This is a genomic window from Hymenobacter baengnokdamensis (genome assembly GCF_008728635.1).
Taxonomy (GTDB): domain Bacteria; phylum Bacteroidota; class Bacteroidia; order Cytophagales; family Hymenobacteraceae; genus Hymenobacter; species Hymenobacter baengnokdamensis.
Map to the genome: position 1 here is coordinate 1,280,734 of NZ_CP044285.1, position 26,788 is coordinate 1,307,521.

Sequence of the window (26,788 nt, forward strand, 5' to 3'; positions counted from 1 at the left end):
AATTATATATTTTGCGCGGCTTCTTGATTGTGGCTGGTAATTTGAGGCAGCCCAGTGCAAATGATTATTCTTTAGTTATTTACGTAGATAAACAAGTCATCGGGACCTACTTTCTCGCGGCTGTGCCAGCCGCGCAGGCCCATACGCGGGGCCGCTACCCCGCGCTCGAGTCGTTTCGGGCTGCGGAAGATGCGGATTTCGTCCCACACGTTACTGTTGAGCAGGGCCGTAAGCACGGTCGGGCCGCCTTCGACCAGCACCGACTGAATAGCGCGGGCGTGCAGGTCGGCCAGCACGGCGGGCAGCAGGTCGGGCGAGGGCGCCTCGCCAGCAGCGGCAAAGGGCAGCGTTACGTAGTCGAGGTTAGGCGTGCCGGAGCGGGTACGATGCGTGTAGATGAGGGTGGGCTGAGAGCCGTCGAGCACATGGTGGGTGGGGGGCAGCGCCAGGTTTTTATCAAGTACAATGCGCGTGGGCTGGGGGCCGGGCCACTCACGGGCGCTTAGGTGGGGGTTGTCGTGCAGGGCGGTACGGGTGCCCACCAGAATAGCGGCCTCGTCGGTGCGCCATTTATGCGTCAGCAGCTGGGCCTGGGGGCCGCTTAGCTGCACTTGCTGGAAGTGGGGTCCCGCCAAAAAGCCATCGGCCGACTCGGCCCATTTCAGTACCAGGTAAGGGCGCTTTTTCTCCTGGAATGTAAAGAAGCGCCGATTGAGCTGGCGGCCAGCCTCGGCCAGCAGGCCGGTGCTCACGCGCACGCCGGCGGCGCGGAGCTTGTCGAGGCCCCGACCGGCCACCAGGGGGTTGGGGTCGTCGTTGCAGACAATAACCTCGGGCACGCCTTTGGCGATGAGCAGGTCGGCACAGGGGGGCGTTTTGCCGTGGTGCGCGCAGGGCTCCAGGGTCACAAATACCCGGCTTTGGCGCAGCAGCGCCTGGTCGGCCACGCTGGCCAGCGCATTTACCTCGGCATGGGGGCCGCCGTACTGCTGGTGAAAGCCTTCGCCCAGAATAGTAGTATCCGGGCCTACTACTACGCAGCCCACCATCGGGTTGGGGCGCGTGTAGCCGAGGCCAAGCGCCGCCAGGTCGAGGGCGCGGCGCATAAAAAGCGAGTCATCGGGCACAGGCATAAGGCAGGGGCAGAGCGGGTTGCTGGCGTAAAGCTATTCGCCGGCCGCCCGTTGTTCGCTATTCGGCGGTTGTTATTCGTTGCTCGGGGTAGATAAGAAGTTGACTAACAAAGTAAAGTAGCCAGCGCACAGTAAGCAGCTGGCGATGAGCAACAACTACCGGGCAGTGCCGGCGGCTTGGCAGTCTCTCGCTACCGGGCCGCCATCTTTGCAGCTGCCATGACAACGACCCAGCAGCTTACCACTAGCCTTGCCGCCGCCTTACGGGCCATTTATCCCGAGCCGGAGGCCCAGGCGCTGGCGGCGCTGGTGGCTGAGCACCTGCTGGGCTATTCGCCCTTGCAGCGCCGCATGCAGGCTGCCGCACCCGTGCCGGCCGCGGTGCTGGCGCAGCTGCCGGCGCTGCAGGCGCGGCTGCTGGCCCACGAGCCGGTGCAATATGTGCTGGGTACGGCGCACTTCGCGGGCCTGGAGCTGGCCGTGACGCCCGCCACGCTTATTCCGCGCCCCGAAACCGAGGAGCTGGTGCAGCTGATAGCCCGTGCCCACGCCGGGCGGCCGGGCTTGCGCCTGCTCGATGTGGGCACCGGCAGCGGCTGCCTGGCCATTGCGCTGGCCCGTGCGCTGCCCGGAGCCCAGGTGCTGGCCGTGGATATTTCGGCCGATGCCCTGGCGGTGGCCGGGCAGAATGCCGCCCGCTACGCCCCCGGTGTAGAGTTCGAGCAGCTTGATATTCTGCACGCTAGCCCGGCTGCACTGGCCCCCGGCAGCCTCGATGTGCTGGTGAGCAACCCCCCCTACGTATGCGAGAGCGAGCGGGCGCTGATGCGCGAAAATGTGCTGGCCTGGGAGCCGGCCACGGCCTTGTTTGTGCCCGACCGCGACCCGCTGGTTTTTTACCGTCGGCTGGCCGGGCTGGCCGCAGTACTGGTGCGGCCGGGCAGTAGTATCTGGCTGGAAATCAACGAGCGCCTGGGGCCGGAAACCGCCGCGCTTTTTTCGGCGGCGACCTTTGAGCAGGTGGCCGTGCTGGCCGACTTTCTGGGCCGGCCGCGCTTTGTGCGGGCCGTGCGGCGCTAGGGGCGGCAAACAAATCGTGTAGCTACAGGGTTTGTAGTCGCTTGCCTACGGGCAGCTCTTCTACCTTTTATCTCTCCTCGACAATGACTGAGCAACCGCTCCTGACGGCATTCCACTCCGATAAGCTGAGCTTGAAAAACCGCGTCGTGATGGCGCCCATGACGCGCAGCCGCGCCGACAACTCCGGCAACGTACCCAACGACCTGATGGTGGAGTATTACACCCAGCGCGCCTCGGCGGGCCTCATCGTATCGGAAGGCACCTACGTGAGCCGCGACGCGGTGGGCTACATCAACGTGCCCGGCATCTATACGCCCGAGCAAGTAGCAGGCTGGCAAAAGGTAACCAGCGCCGTGCACGCGCACGGCGGCAAGATATTCGTGCAGCTCTGGCACGTGGGGCGCATCTCGCACCCCGACCTGCTCGACGGCCGCCTGCCGCTCTCGGCCTCGGCCCTCAACCCTCACAGCCAGGTGTATACGCCCACCGGCTTTAAGGACACGGTGGCGCCCCGGGCCATGACGGTGGACCAAATCAAGCAAACCGTGGCCGACTTCGTGCAGGCCGCTAAAAACGCGCTGGCGGCGGGCTTCGACGGGATGGAGATTCACTCGGCCAACGGCTACCTGTTTCACCAGTTTTTCAACGGCACTGCCAACCACCGCACCGACGAGTACGGCGGCTCGATAGAAAACCGCGCCCGCTTTTTCTTCGAAGTGCTCGATGCGCTGAAGGCGGCCGGTATTGACCTGGGCCAGGTGGGCGTCCGCCTCAACCCCTCGCTCAACGGCCTCTTTGGCATGACGCTCGACGCCGAAACCATCCCGACGTTTGACTATATCGTGAAGCGCCTCAACGACTATGGCCTGGCGTATCTGCACCTCACCGAGCCCTTTACCGATGTGAGCGCTATTCCGTACGCCGAGCAGCACATTGCCAAGCGCTACCGCCCCTTATATAGCGGAACGCTAATAATCAACGCGGGCATGACCCAGGATAAAGGCAACAAGGTGCTGGCCGATGGCGACGCCGACCTCGTAGCCTTCGGCACGCTCTACATCTCGAACCCCGACCTGGTGGAGCGCTTTGCGCAGCACGCGCCCCTCGCCCCGGCCGACAAGGATACCTTCTACGTGCCCGGTGCCAAGGGCTATACCGACTACCCGGCCCTGACAAAGGCTTCGTAAGGCCGGCTCTAGCCTGTTAACCCCACCTTCGCTCAGACAGCCTGGCTGCCTGGGTGAAGGTGGGGTTTTTATATAGTTAAAGTAATATGTCTGGGCTGGCGTGCTATTCCTGGTGCCGGAGCCAGACTTCGGCCTCGGCCTCTTTGTCGAAGGAGCGGAAGCGGATGGAAAGGCCCTGTACATTGGTCGTGATGTAGGCCGTGGCCAGGCGGGCATACAGATTGACAGATACCAGAATGGCCCCCACGCGGTAGCCAGCGTGCTGCACGGCGTGCGGCAGCCAGGTAGTGGTAATCCAGGCCTGCTCCTCGGGCGAGTAGGGAAGTATCTCAACCTGATTGCCGAGCACCTTGCCCCAGCCGTATTGCTGCAGGGCCTGGGTCAGGTGCTGCATCAGGGCCTGGGTGTCGGCCAGAGTGCGGGCATTGGGCTTCCAGTGCAGGCGCAGAAATTTGCCGGGGTCGGTGAGTATCCGGCCGGCAGCATTCTCAAAAATAACAGTGGGGGAAAACACGGGCGCCATTGCGGGCCAAAGGTAGCCGAAGCCAGGTGATAGCTTGCTGAACTTGCCGGTTAGCTTAAATAAAACCAGTTGCAGGCAGCACATTACGACCAGGCTTTCGCCGGCGGCGGCCGGGTTGCTGCGGCTGGCCGCGCCACTACTTAACGGGGCAGGTCGGGCCGAAAAACTGACCGGCCTGGCAGCAGTCAGGGAATAAGCGGCGGCCTCCGAGCGTTGGGGCAGCTACCGGCGACTGGCGCGACTGCGCCCGCTTGCCGACCTTTGTTGTTATGGTAGTTTTTCGTAGCCTGCTTAGGCGGCTGTTGCTGGTGCTGGGGAGTGGTGGTGCGCTGGCGAGCTGCGCCAAATCCAGCGGTCCGCTCAAGCTCTATTTTATCAGCGCCAATCGCTTTACATCGGGCAATCGCTCTGTGGTAGGGCCGGGCGATACCTTGGCCACGCGCCTCTACGCCACAGCCGCCACTGGCAATACCCTGAAAAGCTTTCGGGTGACGGTGGCGTATTCGCCAAGCCGGGTGCCTTTTGCCTACCCTTCCACGGTGCTGGGTTTCAACTACAGCGCCCTGCCCAAAGATTCGCTGATTACCTACCTCGACTCTACGCTGACTTCCCCGGCCGGCGCGCCAACCGATTTCTTATATACTACCGTTTTCGGGGCGCGTACCACCTCAGGCACCGAGCGCTGGCTGTTTACGGCTACCGATAAAGATGGCAATACCTCGTCGCGCACCTTTACGCTGTCGGTGCGCCGGAGCGACTCTACGGCTGTTTACCACGACTACCAGTTCAACCTGCCCGCCACCTCTTATAGTCCGGGAGCCCGCCGCTTTATCGAGCTGAAATCGGGCATTGCGTACCCAGCCTACTCGGTAGTGGGCAGCGTACCCAACCCCGCCGTGCAGAGTCAGATTGATGTCATTCTGCTGGCCGACGGCCAGCGCCTCGCCTCGCCCGACGAGACCTCCCTCAAGCTAAGCATGAGTAAGTGGTCCGTAGCCCGGCGGGCTACCCGCTTTCGCCTCACTGCCATGGACAAGACCGGCTTCGACAACACCCAGGATACCATTGCCATCCGGCAGCAGTTTGCCGGCGGCACGCTGTCCTTGGTATCGGGCCTGGCACTCAACCAGGTGTATGCCTTTCGCACGGCTGATGCAAAGCCTTATTACGGCCTGCTGCACGTATACAGCCTGCCCAGCGGCACCACGGCCGGCCTGCAGCTGCGCGTGCGGGTAGCCAAGCACGCGCTGGGGCAGTAGCCGCCGACCACTAAAAAAGCCTCGGCCTGCTTAGGTCGGGGCTTTTTTAGTGGTCGGCGGCAAGATTAGAAAGTAAGGCCGCCCGTCACGCTTACCGTGAAGCGACTGTAGTCGCTGGCAATAACCGGGGCCGCGCGGACAACCGGTGTCGCGGGGGCCGGGGTAGGCTGCACTACCTCATTGCTAACCAGCGTATAGGGTGAGTAGCGGTCTTTGTAGGCCAGGTAAACCCCGGCCACATCCACAAAGAAGCTTTTACTGCGAATGCCCAGGCCGCCGGTAAAGTAGTTCTGGTCGCGGTTGTACGAGGCCGTTCCCGCATAGGGGCTGGCATAGCGGGCGTACCCGGCCCGCACCCGGAAGATATCGAGGCGGCCTTCGGCCCCTACGCGCAGGTTTACTACGCTGCGGTAGCCACTGGCAATGACTGCGTTGCTATTATCCAGGTAAGGGTCGGTCGAGCCATCGGTGGTATTAAAGTGCGAGGCGCTGTAGTTGAGGTACTCCACATCGCCGGTCAGGAAGCCGTATTTCGATAGCAGTACGGTAACCCCGCCGTTGGCCCGGAAGGGCGTGGTAATGCTGTAGTCGTAGCCTGGGATGGAAGTAGAAAATACATTCGGCTGATTTGGCGGCGAGTACTGTGAGGTAAGCGTAGTACCGTACGTATCAGTGAGGTGGATATACGTGGGCGTTTGTACCGAGGCTCCGAGGCGCACGGCATCTACCACCCGGTAAATAAGACCCAGGCGCGCATTAATGCCCGTGCCGGTAGTTTTCAGTGTTTCTACGAAGTTGAAGTCTTCTCCCCCGTTAGTGCTCTCACTGAAGGTGCTGGTGCGCGTACGGTTCATTGACACAATGCCGATGCCCCCGCCAATGTAAAGCTTGTCGCGGTAGTTGGCCCCGTAGCCGAGGTCGAACTGCGAAAGGGAGCCTTTGCTGAGTACCTGCTCGCGCTGAGTTACGGGGCCAGTGCGCACGGGCGTTACAACCTGGTAAAAGGGATGGGTAGGGTCGGCTGGGTTTTTGATGGTGTTGGTGCTCGTCAGGGAGCCGGCGGCCGCCAGGCCGTCTATATCCGTATAGCTGCCGCTGTTAAACTGGTTAGCAATATCCTGTACTGCATTCTGATAGCCCGCCGACGTGTAGTCGCTATAGCCACCCGGCTCGCGCAGATACTGCATAAACGAGTGCTGCTCGTCGGTCTGATTCTTATAGCTCAACGCCTGGTTAAAATCGGCCAGCCGGGTAAAGCCCAGGGCAAATGAGCCACCGCGCCAGTCACTGCTATTGTCAGTGTCAGGCCGCCGGTTGGCAAACACTACGCCCAGGCTGGCTACGTGGAAGCTATTGGCCGTCTGGTTGAGGGCGGCCAGGTTGCCCGTGTTGGCGGCATTGGCAATGGGAGCCGAGCTAGCGCTGCCAAAGCCCACGCCGGGCGTAAAGCTCACCTCCGACTTCGTGAAAAAGCCGAGGCCAGCCGGGTTGCTGCTCAGGTTACTGAAGTCACTGCCCAGCGAGACGTTGGCCCCTCCCAGCCCCAGCACCCGGGCAGTACCGGCGGGACCCTGGCGCGAGTATAAAAGCGCGTCGTCTACGTAGCTGCCTTGTGCCTGCGCCGAATAGGCAAGACCCAGAAAACTGCCCAGCACCGTAGCCAGGCTCCTAAATACGTGCTTCATACAGAAAAAATTGGGGCAAAAAAGAGCCGGTCCGAGGGACCGGCTCGGGTAAATCAAGCTGTAACTATATAAAATTATGACTAAGTGAGTGGGTGACCCTAGCGGCCACCCCGGCGACCGCCTCCTCCACCGCCGCCCCCAAAACTGCGACCACCACCGCCGCCATACCCGCCGCCACCGAAGCTGCGGCTGGGGCTGTAGCTGGGCTGGCTGTAGCTGCGACTCGGCTGGCTACCGGTATTGTATTGCGGCTGGCCACCAAAGCCGCGGCCCTGCATGGCCGGCTGGCTAGCGCTGGGAGTTGCAGCCGGCCGAACGCTGCCGGCAGTCCCGGCATTGTTGTTACCAAAGAAGCCGCTGAAAAAGCCGCGCCGCGCCGTGCTCTGCCCCTGCGGAGCAACTGCATTCGGCCGGCTGGCCGTGGCGCCCGGCGTCGAGTAAGTAGGCTGGCCTACTACGTTGCCGCCTCCGCCGCCATCGCGGCGCGTGGGCATAGTCATGCCGGCTGGCTGGCCAGTGGCGCCATTAACCGTAGTGCCCGGCCCTACCGCGCCGCCCGTGGAGTAAACGCCGGCATTGCGCCAGCCGCCCCCGCCGGTAGCGCCGTTAACCGTTGTAGAGGTAGGGGCCACCCCGTTCAGGACCGAGCCGCCCCGCATGCTGCGGTGCCCTACCAAGCCAGAGTTGACACCCACGGCACCTGGGTAAACTGCTGCCCGGCTATAGCCGTAGCCGAAGTCGCTGTAGCCGTACCGGCCGTAGCCATACGGATAGCCATAGCCAAAGGGGTAGCCGTAACCAAACCCAAGGCCGATGCCTATCCCGTAGCCAAACGGCGAGTAAAAAGGCGAGTAGAACGGGTCGTAGAACCCGCCGTAGGGATAACCCCCAAAGCCGAAGGGCGAATACCCGTAGCCAAACGGCGAGTAGCCGTACCCGATACTCAGCCCCATGCCGTAGCCGAAGGGAGAGCCATAGAAGGAGGGCGACACCGACCAGCTCGGCGTGTAGTTGTAGGAGCTTACGCCCGGCCCGGTATAGGGCTGGCCAAAACCACTGGCGTTGTACGACGAGTAGTTGTTGCTGTAGTAGTCAGTACCATTGGTATTGGCGCTTTGCTGGGTGCCGCCCTGGTAGTCCGGGTTGGCGTCCTCCGTGGTGGCTACACTAGCGGGTGCCTGGGTAGCGGTAGCCGGCGTAGTGCCATTGCCACTATAAACCGAATTCGACGAGCTGATGGGCGTCGTTCGGTCTTTAGAAGAATAATAGACGCCGTCGTTCTCGGTGGAGTTCGTCAGCGCCCCGGACGTGGCGCACCCGCCCAAAGCGAGCAGCGCCAAAGCCGGCAAAGTAGCGGTGAGCAGGTTTTTCATGACTGAAAAAATGAGAAATCAGCGAGCTGCTGAATGAGTTAGTAAAATAAAGTCCTCGCGAATGGAAGCTAAGTGAAGACCAGCCGGATGGCCTGGCCTGAAAACAACTGCTTAAAGCTACAACATTCGCGTCGGCGCGCACTACTATAACGTAATTTCGCCCCAAAACGGTGCCGTTTAATTAAAGTTACTGTCACAAAACCTATACCAGAATCGTCTGGCTCGTAGCCGGAGCCGAAAACTGGTTTTTAGACTGTCATATGAGTAAAAAGTTGCCTACCCGCCAGGAAGATTATTCGGCCTGGTACAACGAGCTGGTGAAGCGCGCCGGCCTGGCCGAAAATTCCGCCGTGCGCGGCTGCATGGTCATTAAGCCCTATGGCTACGCCATTTGGGAGAAGATGCAGCGCCAGCTCGACGACATGTTTAAGCGCACCGGGCACGATAACGCCTACTTCCCGCTGTTCGTACCCAAGAGCTTATTCGAGGCCGAAGAAAAAAATGCGGAAGGCTTCGCCAAGGAGTGCGCCGTGGTAACGCACTACCGCCTCCAGACCGACCCCGACCGCCCCGGCAAGCTGCGCGTCGACCCCAACGCCAAGCTCGAAGAAGAGCTGATTGTGCGCCCCACTTCGGAGGCCATTATCTGGAGCACGTATAAAAACTGGATTCAGAGCTACCGCGACCTGCCGCTGCTCATCAACCAGTGGGCCAACGTGGTGCGCTGGGAGATGCGCACGCGCCTGTTTCTGCGCACCGCCGAGTTTTTGTGGCAGGAGGGCCACACCGCCCACGCCACCGCCACCGAGGCCGTGGCCGAAACCCGCCAGATGCTCGATGTGTACGCCGAGTTTGCCGAGGAGCATATGGCCCTGCCCGTGGTGAAGGGCGTAAAAACGCCCAACGAGCGCTTTGCCGGCGCCGAAGACACCTATTGCATCGAGGCGCTGATGCAGGATGGCAAGGCGCTGCAGGCCGGCACCAGCCACTTTCTGGGCCAGAACTTCGCCAAAGCCTTCGACGTGCAGTTTGCCAACAAGGAGGGCGTGCGTGAGCACGTGTGGGGCACCAGCTGGGGGGTAAGCACCCGCCTGATGGGCGCGCTCGTGATGGCCCACTCCGACGACGAGGGCCTGGTGCTGCCACCCAAACTGGCCCCGATTCAGGTGGTCATTATTCCAATTTATAAGACCGGCGAGTTGGATGCGCTGCTCGAGCGCATCCAGCCCATTCAGCAGGGGCTGGCCCAGCGCGGTATCTCGGTGAAAGTAGACAGCCGCGACACCGAGCGCCCCGGCTTCAAGTTTGCCGAGTGGGAGATGAAGGGCGTACCCGTGCGCCTGGCCATCGGCGCGCGCGACCTCGACGCCGGCACCGTAGAAGCCGCCCGCCGCGACACGAAAGAAAAGCTCCAGCTGCCTTTGGCCGACGTAGTGGACAGTGTGGACCGCCTGCTGAATGATATTCAGCTTAATATATATTCTAAGGCGCAGCAGTACCGGGTTCGGCACACCACCCGCGTCGAAACCTACGACGAGTTTAAGGCCGTGCTCGATGGCGAGGGTGGCTTTGTAGTAGCGCACTACGACGGCACGTCCGAAACTGAGGAGCGCATTAAGGAGGAAACCAAGGCCACCGTGCGTTGCCTGCCCCTCAACGAGCCCGACGAGGAAGGCGTCTGCATCGTGACGGGCCGGCCCAGCCCGCGCCGGGCCTGGTTTGCCCGGGCGTATTAGGGTCATGTGAAACTATGAAGACACACAGCGTAGAAGAGTTCCTGTCGTTTTAATTTATAGAAGCGGTTTCGGAAGAAGAATTGAGCGGCATTGCCGGCGGGCGGCCGGCGATGCCGCTCAAAATCGTTCGGTTAACGAGCGGACAGCCGGCGAAAAAGCCGGCGGCCCGCTTCGGCCCCGACTTCCGAAACCGCTTCTATGAATTAAAACGACAGGAACTCTTCTATACCGTGATTCAAACCTTCTCCTCCAGCCATAAAAAGCCAGCTGCCAACAGAAACAACCCGAAGAACCAACCCGCCGGCCACGGCTGCTGCACCGTAGTCATGGCCGGTTGGCCACCCTGGCTGGCGCCAGGTGGCGTAGTGCGGGCAGCCAGCGCCTGCTGCCGGGCAGCTAGCTCGGGGCCGCGCCAGGCGGCCGGGTCGTACACGTAGAAGCTGTGCGTGGTGTGACCAGGTCCGCGTACCGAATGCCAGCCCGCTGTGGCGGGCCAATACTGTGCCGTGCTCCACTCGGGCAGGCGGGTATCCTGGGCGAGGGCTAGCCGCACGACGGGGCCGCCTGCCAGCGGCTGCACGGTGGGCAGGCTAGTCGGCCGGGGCCCTGCCAGCCGCAACGTAAGCGGCTGTTGCGTCCGGGGCCACTGGTCGAGCACCTGCCAGCTGGCAGCCGGGGCGGGCGGCGGGGTGGCGGAGGTGAGCAGTTGGCTCCAGAATGAGTTATAGGCTGCCTGCTGCCCCTGCAAAGCCCAGTGAAAAGTTTCGGGTACTACTGATACCACTACGGCACCCAGCCCGAAGCGCCGGGCAGCTACCACCGGTGCCGAGCCGTGCGCCAGCACCAGCGGGCGGGCGGCGCTGGCCCGAAGCTGGGCCGGCTGCATGGCCCGTACCGCAGTAGGAGCATAGGGCCAGCTAAGAAGCTGCGAAGTAGCCCCGGCTACGGGCAGTGGCTGCACTACGAAGTCGGCGCGGGCGGGCGTAGCTGCTGGCAGGGGCGCAGCATCGGCCAGCACCACCAGGCCCAGCCGGCCTTCCCGGATGGCGCCGTGCAGGGCCTGGCTTTCGGCGCCCGGGAGCGTAGCCAGGGTGGCAGCGTCGGCTACTACCACGGCGTAGCGGCTAAGTAGGCTGGGCGTAAGATGGTCGAGCGACTGCGCGGCCTGGTTGAGAACCTCAGTTTGCACCAGCCCCCGGCTAACGGTGGTGCGCAGGGCCACGGCCCGTCCAGCGGCCGCAAGGGCGTTTTTCAGAAACTTAAACTCGAAGCCCGGCACGGCCGCCAGCAGCAGCACGGGCGGCAGGGGCGCCGTGTTTATTTCTAAGGGCAGGGGCTCGCTGGCCTGCAGGTGACCGCTGCGGCGCAGTCGTAGCTCGTAGCGCGCCAGTCCGGCCGTTTTGGGTTGGTAGCGGAGGTGAAAGCTGCCCGCGCCAGCTGGCAGCCGGACGGAGTCGCGCCCCGCGCCTTCGGCCCAGAGGCTCACCCAGGCCGGCCCGGCCTGGGTGGCGACTACGCTGCCCTCGGCCTCCGCATACTGGCCCAGGCTAAGCTGCCGGCTCCAGGCAGCTGCCCGAAAACCCTCGGAGGCCGGCCCCGCGTGGTACACTACGGGTAGCCGGCCCAGCAGGGCAAGCTCGGCTGCCGGCAGGCCTTCACCCAACAAATGCAGCCGGTGCAGGGCCGGCCGCTGCTCAGCGAGTGTAAGCAGACTACCCAGCGCTTTGGAGTGAGCCACCGGCTTGGTGCCGTAGGTCCAAACTGCCGTGCCGGCTCCCAGGTGTCGCAGCAGCTGCTTTAGCGTATCGGGCTGGTAGCCAGGGGTAAGCACAATGGCCTCGGCCCGGGCAGCGGGTACGGCGCGCAGCGGCGGGTAGGCCATTAGCCAAAAGGCCAACGGGGCCGCCAGGCTGGCGGCCAGCCGCCCCGCCAGCCGACGGCGGTCGGGGCGATGCCAGGCAGCCCAGGCCAGCCCCAGCGCTAGCAGCCCGCAGGCCAGTGCGATAAGCAGTGAGTAGGGAGCAGGTAACAAGGTGGATAAGGCAGTGGTATGCTAAAAATATATACTTAAAATAAAATACTTAATAATCATTGAGCTAACTCCCGGAAGTAGCGCTGGCCTAGTCGGTCGGGGGTAGTGGCGGGGGCAGCTGTGGGTACAGGTGCCGGCAGCAAGTCGGTGAGGGCGCGCTGGGCCAGCGCCAGGCAGGAAACGCAGGGAATGCGGCCGGCCCGCGCATCGGCCGCGAGCTGACGCAGGCCGCGCAGGGCTGGCAGATACAAGCCAGGTTTTTGCAAAGCAGCCTGGGCCAGCGCCGTGCCGGCCTGCTCGAGCGGGGTCGCATCGGCGGGGCGAGCCGGGTGCGTGGGCAGGCTTTGGGCAAGGGCCAGCCAACGCAGCGCAGCGCGCACGGTGGGCTGCGTGGCCGGGGCGGGCACCGTAGCTTGCAGGCGCGGGGCGGCGGCGCCCTTCAGCTCGCCGGTGAGGCGCAGCGTGGCTTCGGGCAGGGGCGGGGGCGTGAAGCCGGCCTTTTTCACGTAGGCGCGGGTTTGCTGCTGCACCTGCTTGAGCAGGCGCAGGGCGCGGTACTCGTAGGGCCGGGCGGCGGCGGGCTGGCCGGTGCGCAGGCGCAGCTCGGCGGCCCACATCTCGTCGAGCACCGCGTGCAGCTTAGCCTTCACAGCGGGCTCCAGGAAGTCGGCGGTTTCGGCGTCGTCGTGCTTGTGCATGTAGGGGTCCATGAGCGCATCGGTGGCGGCGGTGGGCGAGGCATTGCGGCCGGTGGGCGCCTCGGCGTGGTGGTCGTGGTCTTCGGCCTCGGCGGTAGGTGCGGCCGGTTTGGGGTCGGCGGCGGGCGCGTCGGCGGTAGGCGAAGCGGGCTCGTCGGCGGTGGGCGGCCCGGCGGTCACGCCCAGGCCTTTTTCGGCTTCCTCACCCAGAAACTTACCGTAGCGCAGGCGTAGCGCCTGCTGGTCGAAGCCCAGCGCATTGGCCCGATTGCTAAACTCGGCCGTCGTCAGCTTGCTCTTCTCGGCCAATAGCTTTTCGGTGTCGATAATTATCTGGCGCTCGCTGCGAAAGTAAGCCGGCGCGGTATTCACGCCCATGCCCATGTCGAGGGCGCTGCTGGCGGCGGCCGTGTCCTGCCACTGCACCAAAAAGGCGTCTGAGCGGGCCGCGTGGCCGTTGTTGTCGCGGGCCTGCACGTAGAAATACAGCTCGTCGCCGTAAGTAAGGCCCAGTTTGGGCAAATTCAGCTGGCTGGTTACCGTAGCTTCGGCGGGCTGCCCGCCCAGCCCGGCGCTGAGGTCGCGGCGCACTTCGTGAAACTTCACCGCCTCGCCCTGGCCCTGCGCCACGGTAATGACCAGCTCGGCCTGGGTCAGGCCATAGTCGTCGTGCAGACTGGCCTTAACGGCTACCTCGGGCCGGGTGCCCACTGCGGCAATAAGCGTATAAGGCTTAGGGGTTTGAATGCGAACGACGGGCACCTGGTCGGGCCGTACATCAAGGGCGTAGTCGTCGGAGGTTTGCCCGGCGTAGCGTAGGCGGTAGAGCGTGGAAGCGGCAACTGTCAGCACCAGCTCAAACTGCTTATCTACCCCCTTTGTCGGCGTTAAGGGCAGTTTTTGACCGCCGATTTCAAGAACCGGCGCGGCCCCCGTGGTGCGACTAACGCGCACCTGCCAGCGCACCTGTGACCCCTGCGGGCATTGGAAAGTGGCGGCCGCGGGCACAAAGGCCGCGAGCCGCGTGTAGGCCGGCGGCGTCACCAGCAGGGCGACCTTCGTGATGCGCGGCGCGGCGGCCGGCAGGGGCTGGCTTGCATCGGAAGAAAAATGCATGGCTACGGCTGCCGGAGCCAGTGCGCTGGCCCGCGGCGTGGGCAGCCACCAGGCCAGGGCGCAGCCAATAAGTAGCAAGCCGCTGACTAACAAGCTGTTTTTAAAGGAAACCGGTAGCAGCCGGCTTGGCGGGGCTGCCAGCCCGGCGAGGCGCTGGCTTATGCGCTGCTGCTGCAGCTGCCCCAGAAAAGGCAGCTGCTCAGGCTCTTGTAGTAATAAGCCGCTGCTATCTTCCAGCTCCGGAAAAAGCCGGTCGAGCTGCCGGGCTACGTCGGCCAGCCCGGCCAGCCGCCGCTGCCATAGCTGCCAGGCAGCTACCGCCAGCAGGAGTGCCATGCCCGCCAGCAGCGCCGGGCGCCCGGCGGGCCAACGGATAGCCAACAGGCCTAGCAGCAGCAGGCCCAGCATAGCTGGCACTACTACGGTGGTCAGCCGCCGCCCCAGGTAGCTGCGCCCCGCCGCCCGCAGCTGTTGGCGAGCGGTCCACAAGTCCGTTGCTGCGCGAAAAGCTACCTGGGTCATAAATCGGGGTTTTCGGAGGCTGGGTGCAAGGTTTAGGCTGGTAAAGTAGCGTTAGGCCGCCGTTGCGCCAGCCAGCGCTCCAAGCCAAAAAGCAGGATTACTAACCCAATAAGCCAGGGGCGAAGGTCGGTGAAGCGATAAGCAGCTACCGGCTGCGCGGCGCCCGTGGCCAGCCGGGCCGGGCGGGCGGGCAGCTGGGCCGGGTCGAGCCGGCGCTGGTCGTGGGCCGTGAGCGCCGAATCGACGCCCAGCTGCGGCTCGGCCGCCAGCACCTCCAGCAGGAGTGCCGGCAGCGCCGGGCTTTCCGATAGCGTACTCCAACCGGGGCCAAGCCGGGTAGCTAACTGGTAAAAACAGCCCCGCCCCTGGGGGCTGGCCGCCAGCACGGCCCGGCCCTGGCCATCGGCCCAGCGGCTCAGGCTGTGGGCCTCCACTGGCTGCCGGCCGCGGCGCCCAATGCGAATGGCTGCGCCAGGGTCGGTGGTAGTCAGCGCGGCCGTATCTGCCGTGCCTGGCCCTGCTGCTTCCTGCCACAGGTGCAGGCCCCGCGGCACCTGGCGGCGCCAGGCTGCCGGCACCTGGCTATCGCTCAGCCAGAAAAGCCAGTCGGGCGCCTGGGCGGTATCTGGTAAGCCGGGGCTGACCGTGAGGGCGAGCGGGGCCGGCAGGCCCACCGAGGCGGCCCGCAGAGCCGCCCGCAGATAACGGGCCTCTTCGCCGTAGCCGGCCGTAGTGTACAGCCAAGCCCGCACCGGGGCGGTGCGCACCGGCACGGCCGGCTGGCGGGTCGAATCGCGGGCACCAGGCTGCGGGCGCAGCAAGCTGTTGCTCCCGCTCACCTCGTAGCGCAGGGCCGGCAAGCCTGTCACCGTCAGTAAAGCACCCGGCTGGGGCCGCGCTACGCGCACTACCCGGAATGTCGTTTGGGTTTCGTCGCTGTGGCCCAGCAGCAGGCGCAGGCTGTCGGCAGTGGCCGCCGCGGCTTGCAGCCAGGTAGTTTCCAGCCGGGTCGGGATAGTTTGCCAGCTAAGGGTAGCGGGCAGGGCCGGGTGCGGGCCCCCAAAGCCAGGCAGCGCCGTGGGCGTGAGGGCATAAAGCGGCTGGCCCGGAAATGCGTCGGCCGCCTGGCGCAGGCGCGCCCAGTACATAGTATTTATTGAATATTCGGAATCGACTCGTTTGCCCTGTCCCAGCGAGTCGGCGCGCCACTCGGCGGCCGTGATTACGGGCAGCCCGGCGGCCAGCCAGCGCAGCGTATAGCCGCGCCGCCGCAGCGAATCGATAGTGGGGCGCACGGCTGCCAGGGTGCCGTGGCCCGCCAGCTCGGGGCTCACCAACACCTGGCCGCGGCCGGGCGGCTGCGGCTGCCGCCACCTGGGGCCTGCCAGCACCAGCGCCAGCCCGGCCAGCAGCGCAGCCCGCAGCAACAACAGCCACACCTGCTCCAGGCGCAGGTTGCGCAGGCGGCGGTTGGCGCCGGCGGCCAGCCAGCGCAGGCTGCCCACCGCCACCTCGCGGCCCGGCCGGCGGTTCCAGAGGTGGATGGCCAGCGGCACGAGGAGGCCAAGTAGGGCTAGTAGCGCAGGAGGAGTGGTGAGGGTGAGCAACTAGTAATTATAGATTATGAATTTCGTTGTCCTTGCGAGCGCAGCAAGCGCACTCGAACAATACGCGCGCCGGTCGTTCTGCTAGCTCGTTCAGGTATCGTTCTGGGGCGATTGCCGTGCTCGCAAGGGCAAACGATTAAAAAAGCTGTAGTCAAATTCAACTCATCAGGTGTCGGCGTTTCAAAAACTCGCGCAGCGCTGCGTCCAGCGGCTCGGCCGTGCTGAGCTGCTGGTAGTCGAGGCCCTGCTGCCGGGCTCGTTGCGCGGTGTCGCGCAGCCACTGCCGCAGCTGCTGCTGGTAGGCCGGGCGCTGCTCGTCGGCATTAAGCTGGATGGTCTGGCCGGTTTCGAGGTCGCGCATCGTGATGGCGCCTTTGTAGCTAAAATTCAGCTCGTTGCCGGCTACCAGGTGCAGCAGCAGCACGTCGCCGCTCACGGCGCGCAGGCGGGCCAGCAGGTGGTTTATCTCGTCATCGGCTTCGTACAGGTCGCTCACGCACACCGTAAGCGCACGCTGGCGCCGGGCCGTGAGCGGAGCCAGCGTGGCGGTGTCGGGGAAAGTGCCGGTGGCCTGGGCTTGCTCCAGGGCGTGGTAGAGGCGCGGCAGCTGGCGCGTGTCGGCGCGGGCCGGAAAGTGCTGCAAGCCAGCGGGCCGCAGGATGGTCAGCCCCACGGCGTCGCCCTGCTTCTGGGCCAGGTAGGCCAGGGCCGCCAGCAGCAGCCGGGCGTAGTCGAGCTTGGTGAGGCCGTTGTCGTCGCGGTGGTTCATGCTGGCACTGGCGTCGAGCACGAGGTTGACTACGAGGCTGGTATCGACTTCCGATTCGCGCAAAAAGTACTTATCCGAGCGCGCGGCCAGGCGCCAGTCGAGGCGGCGCAGGTCGTCGCCGGGCTGGTAGGGCCGGTACTGGCTGAACTCCATGCCCGCGCCCTGGCGCCGGCTGGCGTGCGCGCCGGCCAAAAAACCCTCCGCCGCCTGGCGGGCGGCCAGCGGCAGGTTGCGCAGGGCATAAAGGAGTTCGGGGCTTAGCATGTGAGCAGTAGCGTGGACTCTGCGAGTCCGCGCGTAGAACGATTCGATAAAAACATACGGCGCAAGCGCGGACTCGCAGAGTCCACGCTATACCGCTACGGCTTTCAGCAGCTCGCGCACGGCATCATCGGGCGTCAGATTTTCGGCTTCGGCGTTGAAATTCAGCAGCACGCGGTGGCGCAGCACCGGCGGGGCCAGGGCTTTGATGTCATCGAGCGTGGCGGCGAAGCGGCCTTGCAGCAGCGCCCGCGCCTTAGCGCAGAGTATCAGCGCCTGGCCGGCGCGCGGGCCGGCGCCCCAGCGGCCGTAGTCCTGGATAAACTTGACCTCCGAGGTGGCCGGGCGGGTGGCGCGCACCAGCCGGTTCACGAAGCTCAGCAGCTCGGGGCTGAGGCTCACCTGGCGCACCAGCTGCTGAAGCTGCCGAATATCGTCACCACCTACTATAGGCTGCACCTCGGCGCGGGCCGTGCCGGTGGTGCCGCTGAGCACGGCCATCTCCTCCTGCTCGGTGGGGTAGCCGATGCGCACGTACAGCAAAAAGCGGTCGAGCTGGGCCTCGGGCAGCGGGTAAGTGCCGCTCTGCTCAATCGGGTTCTGGGTGGCCAGCAAAAAGAACGGCTTGGGCAGCGCGTGTTCCTGGCCGGCGTAGGTTACGTGGCCTTCCTGCATGGCTTCGAGCAGGGCGGCCTGGGTTTTGGGCGGCGTGCGGTTTATCTCGTCGGCCAGCACCAGGCTGGCGAAGATGGGGCCGGGGTTGAACTTAAACGAACGGTGGCCGGTGCCGTGGTCTTCCTCCAATACCTCGGTGCCAAGGATGTCGGTCGGCATGAGGTCGGGGGTGAACTGAATGCGGCGAAACGGCAAATCGGTGGCCTGGGCCAGCGTGCGCACGAGCAGGGTTTTGGCCAGGCCCGGCACGCCTTCGAGCAGGGCGTGGCCGCCGGCCAGCAGGGCCACCAGCACCTCGTCGAGCACCTGGCTCTGGCCCACGATGACCTTGCCGATTTCGGCCTTCAGGGTCGGCAGCTTGGCCAGAAGGGTTTTAACGTCTTGTTCGGTCATATTGGAGGGGCGCGTCGCACGCGCCCGGCGGTACCGGATTAGCTAACGACGGGTTATTGAGAGATGGCATAAAACAAGTGGCAAAAGCAATGGGACTAAGCCGGGCGCGTGCGACGCGCCCCTACGAGAGCGCATAGAGCAAAATATTAACGCCAAACCTGGTGTTGTCTTCGGCCAGAAAGCGCTTGTTGCGAAAGTCGTAGTCCCACTCGCAGCCGTAGTCCTTATTGGAATACAGCACGCCGATGCGGCCCTTAATCTCCACGGCCTTGAGGTAGTCGTGCACCAGGTCGTCGCCCCAGCCATTGAGCTCGAAGCCGGTGTTGGGCGGGCCGTCTTTAAACGTAAAGAATTGGCTATATAGCGGATGCGTCTTCGGGATTTTCTGCAGGGCGTTGGGGCCGAAGCACACCCGCATCTGCTCCTCAAACGAGCGCGCAAACAGCCCGTCGATATCGTGGTTGCAGTCGTCGACAAACACGAAGCCGCCGTTGCGCACGTACTGCGTGAAGTTCTTTTTCTCCTGGGCCGAAAACTGCACCAGCCGGTGGCCCGAAAGGTAGCAGAACGGGTAGTTGAACAAGTCGGGGCTGTCGAGGGCCACCACTTTTTCCTTGGGCTCGACCGGCACCGTGGTGTATTGCACCAGCGAGTGCAGCAGGTTGGCGGGCATGCGCTCATCCACGGCATCCCAGTCGCCGGAGTGGTAGCTGAGGCGCACAAACGTAAACGGGGCAGGCATAGGCAAAAAAGGCGGCAAACGAAGCCGCAAGGTTGCACCCAAACGGTTCACAGCGCTTTCACCGGGCTGTGGCAACCTTGCGGCTGCAACCTTTGCCCCCCTAAAAGCACCTTACCAGGCGTGGGGTACTCGCTACCGACCGATTGGGCAGCAGTTCCTTGCGTTAATCTACTCACTATCAGTTACCATGAAAAATTTTGCACTGGCGGTTATGCTACTGCTGCTGGCCTCACAGGCCCATGCCCAATTTGGCGTAAAAGCGGGCGTTAATGAATCTGTCCTCACCGGTCGCGCCGGGGAAGACGCTTCGTACAAAACTTATTTTCACGCGGGCGTTTTTTATGAGTATAAAATATTCGGGCCAATTTCGATACAGCCCGAGGTGCTGTACTCCATGCAAGGCGCAGCGATGAAGGGCACGTCGGCTGCGACAAATACGGACTACACTACCCAGCTTCAATACATCACCGTGCCCATCTTGATTAAGGCTACCTTCGGGCCAGTGTTCGTAGAGGTTGGCCCGCAATTTGGCCGGCTACTATATGCCAACGAAGATGGCCGCGTGCAAACGCGTAGCTCGAGCGGCACCGTACTGTTTGGCGAAGTAAACCAGAAATCGACCGACAACTACAAGCCCTCCGACTATTCGCTTTGTGCCGGAGTTGGCCTCAAACTCGCGCCTTCGGCCCGGGTAGGCGTGCGCTTCGTAGCCGGCCTCAACGATATCAACAATATCCAGTTTTTGCAGGGTGTAACCGATTTGCGCCAGCAAAACCAGGTGTTTCAGCTCTACGCCGCTTTCCAGCTGCCTAAGCTGTAAAGCAGCCGTTTAAAGGCTTTCGTCGCATAAACCGGTTGTCGTTGCGAGCATAGCGGCGCACTGACAACCGCTTTTTAGCGCCGGCTAAGAAGCTATCCGAAACCTAAAAAGGCCGTCATGCTCAGCATGGCGGCCTTTTTAGCAAGAACGTATTTTTCAGCTAAACGCTAAATAGCGTCGGAAAGGCTGGTAAAGGTGAAATCCCTGATTTTGAGGGGCGGCACCAGGCAGCCGGCCAGGCGCACGGGGCGGCCGATGGCTTCCACGTTGTTGAGCATGATAATCGGGCTCTCGTTGAAGCGCATGTTTTTAATGGGAAACTTGATGGCGCCGTTCTCGATGTAGAACGTGCCGTCGCGCGTGAGGCCGGTGTAGAGCAGCGTTTGGGGGTCAACTTCGCGGATGTACCACAGGCGCGTTACCAGAATGCCCTTGGCGGTGCCTTTTATCAGCTCGGCGGTGCTTTGGGTGCCGCCGCTCATCACGAAGCCGCTGGGGTAGGCCGTGGGGGCCACCTTGTTTTTCTCGGCCCAGAAGCGCGAGTAATATAGGTTTTTTACTATGCCTTTCTCCACCCAGCTCAGGCGCTGCGTGGGCAGGCCTTCGTTGTCGAAGGCATTGCCGGGAACCTCGGCATTGAGCGGGTCAGAGTAGATGTTGACGCGCTCGTCAAACAGCTTTTCGCCTTTGCGGTTGCCGCCGCCCTTTTTGGTCATAAAGCTGCGGCCCTCGTCGGCCGAGCGGGCGTCGAGGCCGCCGAGCAGGCCGCCCAGCAGCGAGAGGTCGTCGCCGGCCATGAGCGCGGCCGGCTCCAGTATCACGGTGTACTTGCCGGGCTCAATGGCTTTGGCATTCACCGAGCCGATAGCTTTATCGGCGGCGCGCTGCGTTAAGACTTTGGTATTCAGCTTGGCGGGGTCAGTTACGTCGGCAATGGCGTAGCCCGAGCCGCGGCCGTCGGCCGTGCGCACCGTCACCGAGAAGTCGGTGTTGGTCGATTGCTGATACGCCGCCAGCCCTTTCGAATTGCGCAGGGCCTGAAACCGCACCCCACCATCCAAAAAGCCGGCCGATGCCAGGTTTTTGGCCGCGCACAGCGTCATGCTGTCGGCCGCGGCCTGGGCACGGGTGGCGGGCGTGAGCAGGGTAGTGACGGCCGAAGGCGGGCTCAAATACGTTTGGGGGCCGAGCAGCGGCACGTATTCCGGGCTTTCGGGGGCCAGGTGGGCAATCTCTTCGGCGCGCTGCACGCAGCGCCGCAGTGTGGCCTCGTCAAACTCGTTGCACGTGGCAATGCCCGCACGCTTGCCAAACCGCGACTCCACGGCCAGCGAAATAGTGTCCTGGGCGCCGGCCGTGCTCACGCTGTTGCGGGCGTAGCGGATATTGCCGGTGGTGCGCCCGTTGAGCGATACCGCGCATTCATCGGCGGTGCTGTACGTGAGCACTTTCTGCAGTAAAGCCTGGGCTTCGTCTTGGGAGAGAATGGCCATTGATTTTTATAATGTGGAAATGTGTAGCATGAGAGAATGTGTATTGAAAGCATAAGCCGGCCGTGGGAAATGCAAAAGATGTGAAAATGGCGTAGCTGGCGCTCTGACAGCCGCCTTCCTTCGTCTTCAACAATTCATTCTCACAGCCAGTACAGCAATCATATTGCACACATTTCCTACACTTTGCGGGCCGTGTTAATCACGTTCACTGCATTAAAGCGCGTAGTGGCCGAGCCGTGGCTCACCGACGACACCTGGGCCGGCTGGCCTTTGCCGTCGAAGAAGGTGCCAAAGAGGCGGTAGTCGCTCTGGTCGCACGAGCCCTGGCAGGCGCCCCAAAACTCCTGGGTATTCGCTTGATAGGCTACGTCTTCGAGCGGCTCCGTGATTTTGCCCTTCTCGATGGCGAAAAACAGCTGCCCGCCAAACTGAAAGTTAAACCGCTGCTGGTCGATGCTGAACGAGCCCGCGCCGGCAATGTAAATGCCCTTGTCAACCTTGCTTATCATCTCGTCGGGGCTCATTTTGGCGGGGCCGGGCCTGAGGCTGATGTTGGCCATGCGCTGAAACTGGACGTCTTCCCACGACTGCGCGTAGCAGCAGCCGTCGGATGCCTTCTGGCCCACGATGTGCGCCTGGTCGCGGATTTTCTGGTAGTCGACCAGCTTACCGGCCCGGATGATGTCCCACTCCTTGGTTTTCACGCCCTCGTCGTCGTAGCCCACGGTGCCCACCGCGCCCGGTTGCAGCTTGTCGGCCACGATGTTGACCTGCGGCGAGCCGTAGGGCAGGTTCTTGGCCTTCCACTCCAGGGTGGCGAAGCTGGTGCCGGCAAAGTTGGCCTCGTAGCCCAGCACGCGGTCGAGCTCGGTGGGGTGGCCCACCGATTCGTGAATGGTCAGGCCCAGGTGGCCGGGGTCGAGCACGAGGTCGTACTTGCCGGGCGTCACCGACCTCATGCCCAGCTTGGCCTTGGCCTGCTTGCCGGCCAGCGCCGCATCGGCCAGGATGTCGTAGCGCAGCTTGTAGCCCACCGTATCGGTGCCCTGCGGGCCGTACACCTGCTCATTGGCGCTGGGCGTGAGGTACTCGTAGCCCAGCCCCACGGGCGCGCTCAGCGCCTCGCGCGAGCGGAACTTGCCGGTTTTGGTATCGACCGCCGTGGCGTTGAAGGTGGGCCAGAGGCGGTGCACGTCCTGGTCGATGTACGAGCCATCGGTGCTGGCAAAGTACTTCTGCTCATTCACCTGAAAAAGGGCCGAGTTGATGTAGCTGGCCCCGGCGTCGAGCGCCGCCGCGTTGGCGGCCAGCAGCAGGTCGGCCTTCTGCTTCACCGGCACTTCGAAGGCGCTCTGCTGGATAGGCGTGCGCCAGCTCACCTCGCCGTAGCCCTGCTGCGGGGCCAGCTGCACGGGCTCCTTCATCACGAGGCGGTCGGCCTTGGCAATATCGGCGGCCAGGCGGGCAGTGGCGGCCAGGCTGGCCTCAGTTACCACGCTCGTGGAGGCGAAGCCCCAGCAGCCGTTTACCAGCACCCGGATGCCTACGCCGTAGCTCTCGGTGCTCACAATGTTCTGCACCTGCTTTTCGCGGGTAAACACGTACTGGTTGAGCGAGCGGCCGATGCGCACGTCGGCGTAGCTGGCGCCGGCGCTCTTGGCGGCATTCAGCGCGGCGTCGGCCAGGCGCTTTTTCAGGATGGTATCGGCGCCGGGCTCCAGCAGGCGGCTGGGGTCCACGCGCTGGGCGCCGAAGCCGGGCAGGCCGGGCAGCAGCAGGGCCGTGGCGCCCAGGCCGGTGAGGCCCACAAAGTCACGTCGGTTCATGGCAGAGAAAAGGAGAAAATGAAGGAGGCAGTGGAATCCACTGCTAGTTAGGCAAAACTTGGCAGAGTTATGCCTTCAAAAGCCGGGTACCACTGCTAACAGATGTGAGTCGGGCACAAAGCGTTGCTCAATGTAGTGCGCGCAGAAAGCAAAAACCTCCGCACCGGGAAGGTGAAGAGGTTTTTAAATATATAGAATATGATATTATTTAAATTGTCTACACTGCGTCCGACAAGCTGGTAAACGTGAAGTCGCGAATCTTGAGCGGCGGCACCAGGTTGCCGGCCAGCCGCACCGGGCGGCCGATGGCCTCCAGGTTGTTGAGCATAATAATCGGGCTCTCGTTGAAGCGGAAATTCTTGACCGGAAACTTGATAGCGCCGTTTTCGATGTAGAACGTACCGTCGCGCGTCAGGCCCGTAAACAGGAGCGTTTGCGGGTCGACGGGGCGGATATACCACAGGCGCGTGACCAGAATGCCCTTGGCCGTACTCTTGATGAGGTCGGCGGTGCTCTGCGTACCGCCTTCCATGATGAAGCCGCCGGGGCTGGGCAGGTCAGGAATGCCCGATTTCTGCGCCCAGTAGCGCGAGCTGTACAGGTTTTTTACGACGCCCTTCTCAATCCAGGTGGTGCGCTGCTGCGGGCGGCCATCGCCCGAAAAAGTCAGGTCAGGCACCTCGGCGTTGGTGGGGTCCGAATAAATCGTAACGCGCTCATCAAACAGCTTTTCGCCCTTGCGATTGCCGCCGCCCTTCTTGCTCAGGAAGCTGCGGCCTTCGTCGGCGGCGCGGGCGTCGAACGAGCGCATGAGCGCGGCCAGCAGCGAGGCATCGGAGCCCGATACCAGCGCGTTGGGCTCCAGAATGACGGTGTACTTGCCCGGTTCAATCGCCTTGGCGCCCACCGACGACGACGCTTTGCTGGCCGCCACCGCCGTGAGGCGCGCCGCATCGAAATTCTTGATATCCGTGAAGTCGGTAGCCGCGTAGCCCGAGCCCAGGCCATCAAGCGTGCGCACGGTGATGCTGAAATCGAGGTTGGTGGTGCGCTGGTAGGCTTCGAGGCCCTTGGAGTTGCGCTTGGCTACGAAGCCGGCCTGGTCGTTCAGAAAGCCGGCCGACGACAGCTTTTTGCTGTCGCAGTACTGCATGCTGGCCGCCATCTGGCTGGCGCGGTAGTCGGGGGTAATGCCCGCCGTGCTGGCCGCAAACGACAGCGGCGACGACTGATACGTCTGCGGCCCGAGCAGCGGCATGTACTCGGGGCTTTCGGGGGCGAGGCGCGCTATTTCTTCGGCGCGCTGCACGCAGCGGCGCAGGGTGGCGTCGTCAAACTGGTTGCAAGTAGCGGTGCCCGAGCGCTTGCCGAAGTACGAGGTCACGGCCAGCGACACGTTGTCGACGGCGCCGGCCGTGCTGATGGAGTTACGCGCCGAGCGCACGTTGCCTTCGAGGCTGCCGTTGAGCGTCGCGTCGCACTCGTCGGCGGTGCTGAAGCCGATGACCTTCTTGAGAATGTCCTGGGCTTCGGTTTGGGAGAGGATTGCCATACTATATTAATGGGGGAGATTTGAAAATGTGCAGATGTGAAAATGCTTCTGGTCAGCTGCCTGCGGTGGCATTGCTGGCCTTCGCCTTGCTGGAAATGATGATACGCGCTAGCAGGCGGCGCACACTCAGCAGGGTATCGGTGAGTGAGACGGGCGGCGTGGGGTAGTTGGGCGCGTGGGTACAGAGCTGCAGCCAATAGCCCGTTTCCTCGGCTTCCTTAGCGGCGATTTTACACTTATGGATAAAATCTGCTCGGCTCTCCGCGTGCTGCGCTTCGCGCACGTTAGTGCCTACCGAGGTGCCACAGCGTACTAATTGTCGGGCTACCACGTAGTGGCGAGCGCCTTCCAGTTCGCTTACATAAGCCAGTACCGTTAGCGCCAACTGAAAAGAAAGACGGACTACCGCGTTGTCGCTGCCATAAACGGGCAGGCTCGTTTCGGCCACTAGCCATTCGCCTTCCAGCATAGCTGAGTCAACACCCACATTTTTCACATCTTCCACATTTTCACATTTAAAATTTAACCGATTTTGCGCGCCGTATTAATCACATTCACGCCGTTGAAGCGCGTGGTGGCCGAGCCGTGGCTCACGGCCGAGCTTTGGGAGGGCTGGCCCTTGCCGTCGTTGAAGAAGCCCGCGAAGCGGTAGTCGCTCTGGTCGCACGAGCCGGCGCAGGCGCCCCAGAATTCGAGCGTGTTGGTCTGGTAAGCCACGTCTTCGAGCATTTCGGTGATTTTGCCTTTCTCGATGGCGTAGAATACCTGGCCGCCAAACTGCGAGTTGTAGCGCTGCTGGTCGATGCTGAACGAGCCGTTGCCGGCAATGTAGATTCCCTTGTCGACGCCGCTCACCAGCTCATCCACGCTGCGCTTGGTGGCGCTGGGGCGCAAACTCACGTTGGCCATGCGCTGAAACTGCACATCGCGCCACGACTGCGAGTAGCAGCAGCCATCCGAGGCGTTCTGGCCCACGATGGCCGCCTGGTCGCGGATTTTCTGGTAGTCGATGAGCTTGCCCTGGTCGATGAGCGTCCATTCCTTGGTTTTCACGCCTTCGTCGTCGTAGCCCACCGCGCCCAGCGAGTTGTGCTGGAGCTTATCGGCCACGATGGTCACGTTTTTCGAGCCGTAGGGAATGCCCTTCTTGCGCCACTCCAGGGTGGCGAAGCTGGTGCCGGCAAAGTTGGCCTCGTAACCCAGCACGCGGTCGAGCTCGGTGGGGTGGCCCACCGATTCGTGGATGGTCAGGCCCAGGTGGTGCGGGTCCAGGATGAGGTCGTACTTGCCCGGCACCACGCTCTTGCAGGTCAGCTTCTGCTTGGTTTGCTTGGCGGCGCGGGTGGCGTCTTCCAGGATATCGTAGCTGTTTTTGTAGCCGATGACGTCCGAGCCGGCCGGGCCGGCAATCTTGTCGGCGGCCTTGGGCGTGAGGTACTCGTAGCCCATGCCCATCGGCACGCTCAGGCTCTGGCGCGAGCGGAACTTGCCGCTGGCCCGGTCTACCACCGTTACCCCAAACGTGGGCCAGATGCGGTGAATATCCTGGTCGATGTATGAGCCGTCGGTGCTGGCAAAGTACTTCTGCTCATTTACTTGGAACAGCGCTGAGTTTACGAACGAGGCGCCGTTGTCGGTAGCGGCCGCGTTGGCGGCCAGCAGCAAATCGGCCTTCTCCTTGATGGGCACTTCGAAAGCATTTTTCTCAATCGGCGTTTTCCAGGCCACGTCGCCGTAGCCCTTTTGGGGGGCCAGCTTCACGGGCTCCTTCTGCACCTTCGAGTTGGCCTTGGCAATGGCTACCGCGTACTGGGCTGTTTTGGCGATGCCCGCGTCGGTCATGTTATTGGTCGAGGCAAAGCCCCAGGTGCCGTTGGCAATCACCCGGATGCCCACCCCCAGGCTCTCGATATTCGCAATGCCCTGCACCTGCTTTTCGCGGGTGAAAATACTCTGGTTGAGCGTGCGCTGAATGCGGATGTCGGCGTAGGTAGCGCCGGCCGCCCTGGCGGCGTTCAGGGCTACATCGGCCATTCGCTTTTTGGCGGCCACATCGAGGCCTGGCTCCAGCAGCTGCGCCGGGTCTACGTGGTTGCCGGCCAGGCTCGGAAAACCGGGGAGCCACAGGGCTCCGGCGGCGAGGCCGGTGAGGGCGGTAAAGTCGCGTCTGTTCAAGGGAAAGGGAGTAAATGTAGAAAATATTTTAATGTAAAAACTTGAAAATGAGCAGTATAATAGTTGTGGGAGTAGCTGAAACGATAGTCGGTACCAAGCAGCTCATTTCCCACATTTCCACATCGGCCACA

At 63.0% G+C, this 26,788-nt stretch carries 20 protein-coding genes; 5 read left to right on the forward strand and 15 right to left on the reverse strand.

Annotation, left to right across the window (positions count from 1 at the left end):
- Window positions 1–71: 71 nt before the first annotated feature.
- Window positions 72–1,133: a bifunctional diaminohydroxyphosphoribosylaminopyrimidine deaminase/5-amino-6-(5-phosphoribosylamino)uracil reductase RibD gene (ribD, locus tag F6X24_RS05495; RefSeq protein ID WP_151087057.1), complete on the reverse strand. Its 1,062-nt coding sequence runs from the start codon at window positions 1,131–1,133 to the stop codon at window positions 72–74.
- Between the two features lie 219 nt (window positions 1,134–1,352).
- Between ribD and prmC the strand changes: the two genes are divergently transcribed.
- Together prmC and F6X24_RS05505 are read left to right on the forward strand one after the other, a co-directional pair.
- Window positions 1,353–2,213, forward strand: a complete 861-nt coding sequence (gene prmC, locus F6X24_RS05500) for a peptide chain release factor N(5)-glutamine methyltransferase (protein ID WP_151087058.1) — start codon at window positions 1,353–1,355, stop codon at window positions 2,211–2,213.
- An 83-nt stretch (window positions 2,214–2,296) separates the two neighbouring features.
- The gene (locus F6X24_RS05505) at window positions 2,297–3,400 is read left to right on the forward strand and encodes an alkene reductase (RefSeq protein WP_151087059.1); all 1,104 of its coding nucleotides are present in this window, start codon (window positions 2,297–2,299) and stop codon (window positions 3,398–3,400) included.
- A 103-nt stretch (window positions 3,401–3,503) separates the two neighbouring features.
- Here the strand turns inward: F6X24_RS05505 and F6X24_RS05510 are convergent, their stop codons facing one another.
- Entirely contained in the window at window positions 3,504–3,923 is a 420-nt protein-coding gene (locus F6X24_RS05510; RefSeq protein WP_151087060.1) for a hypothetical protein, read from the reverse strand.
- A gap of 269 nt (window positions 3,924–4,192) precedes the next feature.
- On the opposite strand from F6X24_RS05510, the gene F6X24_RS05515 reads away from it, so the two are divergent.
- On the forward strand, window positions 4,193–5,182 hold the full coding sequence (locus F6X24_RS05515; protein WP_151087061.1) for a hypothetical protein: 990 nt from the start codon (window positions 4,193–4,195) through the stop codon (window positions 5,180–5,182).
- Window positions 5,183–5,247: 65 nt separating this feature from the next.
- Here F6X24_RS05515 and F6X24_RS05520 read toward each other — a convergent pair whose 3' ends face one another.
- Together F6X24_RS05520 and F6X24_RS19305 are read right to left on the reverse strand one after the other, a co-directional pair.
- Complete coding sequence (locus F6X24_RS05520) at window positions 5,248–6,867, reverse strand: OmpP1/FadL family transporter (protein WP_151087062.1); 1,620 nt, start codon at window positions 6,865–6,867, stop codon at window positions 5,248–5,250.
- A gap of 98 nt (window positions 6,868–6,965) precedes the next feature.
- Complete coding sequence (locus tag F6X24_RS19305; protein WP_151087063.1) at window positions 6,966–8,240, reverse strand: hypothetical protein; 1,275 nt, start codon at window positions 8,238–8,240, stop codon at window positions 6,966–6,968.
- 260 nt (window positions 8,241–8,500) lie between these two features.
- Between F6X24_RS19305 and proS the strand changes: the two genes are divergently transcribed.
- Window positions 8,501–9,976 (forward strand): proline--tRNA ligase, encoded by a 1,476-nt coding sequence (gene proS / locus F6X24_RS05530; protein WP_151087064.1) that lies wholly within the window; start codon window positions 8,501–8,503, stop codon window positions 9,974–9,976.
- Between the two features lie 235 nt (window positions 9,977–10,211).
- On the opposite strand, the gene F6X24_RS05535 is transcribed toward proS, so the two are convergent.
- From F6X24_RS05535 to F6X24_RS05560, 6 genes are all read right to left on the reverse strand, one after another.
- Window positions 10,212–12,008 (reverse strand): hypothetical protein, encoded by a 1,797-nt coding sequence (locus F6X24_RS05535; RefSeq protein WP_151087065.1) that lies wholly within the window; start codon window positions 12,006–12,008, stop codon window positions 10,212–10,214.
- Window positions 12,009–12,064: 56 nt separating this feature from the next.
- Window positions 12,065–14,344, reverse strand: coding sequence for a hypothetical protein (locus tag F6X24_RS05540; RefSeq protein WP_151087066.1), 2,280 nt, complete (start codon window positions 14,342–14,344; stop codon window positions 12,065–12,067).
- Between the two features lie 32 nt (window positions 14,345–14,376).
- Window positions 14,377–15,900: a BatA domain-containing protein gene (locus tag F6X24_RS05545; protein ID WP_229725369.1), complete on the reverse strand. Its 1,524-nt coding sequence runs from the start codon at window positions 15,898–15,900 to the stop codon at window positions 14,377–14,379.
- Window positions 15,901–16,108: 208 nt separating this feature from the next.
- Complete coding sequence (locus tag F6X24_RS05550) at window positions 16,109–16,984, reverse strand: DUF58 domain-containing protein (RefSeq protein ID WP_151087067.1); 876 nt, start codon at window positions 16,982–16,984, stop codon at window positions 16,109–16,111.
- An 87-nt stretch (window positions 16,985–17,071) separates the two neighbouring features.
- The gene (locus F6X24_RS05555; protein WP_151087068.1) at window positions 17,072–18,049 is read right to left on the reverse strand and encodes an AAA family ATPase; all 978 of its coding nucleotides are present in this window, start codon (window positions 18,047–18,049) and stop codon (window positions 17,072–17,074) included.
- Between the two features lie 121 nt (window positions 18,050–18,170).
- Window positions 18,171–18,791, reverse strand: a complete 621-nt coding sequence (locus tag F6X24_RS05560) for a DUF4159 domain-containing protein (protein ID WP_151087069.1) — start codon at window positions 18,789–18,791, stop codon at window positions 18,171–18,173.
- A gap of 187 nt (window positions 18,792–18,978) precedes the next feature.
- On the opposite strand from F6X24_RS05560, the gene F6X24_RS05565 reads away from it, so the two are divergent.
- On the forward strand, window positions 18,979–19,611 hold the full coding sequence (locus F6X24_RS05565) for a porin family protein (protein ID WP_151087070.1): 633 nt from the start codon (window positions 18,979–18,981) through the stop codon (window positions 19,609–19,611).
- A gap of 167 nt (window positions 19,612–19,778) precedes the next feature.
- On the opposite strand, the gene F6X24_RS05570 is transcribed toward F6X24_RS05565, so the two are convergent.
- From F6X24_RS05570 to F6X24_RS05590, 5 genes are all read right to left on the reverse strand, one after another.
- Entirely contained in the window at window positions 19,779–21,104 is a 1,326-nt protein-coding gene (locus F6X24_RS05570) for a TldD/PmbA family protein (RefSeq protein WP_151087071.1), read from the reverse strand.
- Window positions 21,105–21,280: 176 nt separating this feature from the next.
- Window positions 21,281–22,930 (reverse strand): TldD/PmbA family protein, encoded by a 1,650-nt coding sequence (locus F6X24_RS05575; protein WP_151087072.1) that lies wholly within the window; start codon window positions 22,928–22,930, stop codon window positions 21,281–21,283.
- A 217-nt stretch (window positions 22,931–23,147) separates the two neighbouring features.
- Entirely contained in the window at window positions 23,148–24,482 is a 1,335-nt protein-coding gene (locus F6X24_RS05580; RefSeq protein ID WP_151087073.1) for a TldD/PmbA family protein, read from the reverse strand.
- Between the two features lie 52 nt (window positions 24,483–24,534).
- Window positions 24,535–24,987, reverse strand: coding sequence for a four helix bundle protein (locus tag F6X24_RS05585; RefSeq protein ID WP_229725371.1), 453 nt, complete (start codon window positions 24,985–24,987; stop codon window positions 24,535–24,537).
- A 17-nt stretch (window positions 24,988–25,004) separates the two neighbouring features.
- Window positions 25,005–26,657, reverse strand: a complete 1,653-nt coding sequence (locus tag F6X24_RS05590) for a TldD/PmbA family protein (RefSeq protein ID WP_151087074.1) — start codon at window positions 26,655–26,657, stop codon at window positions 25,005–25,007.
- Window positions 26,658–26,788 lie beyond the last annotated feature (131 nt).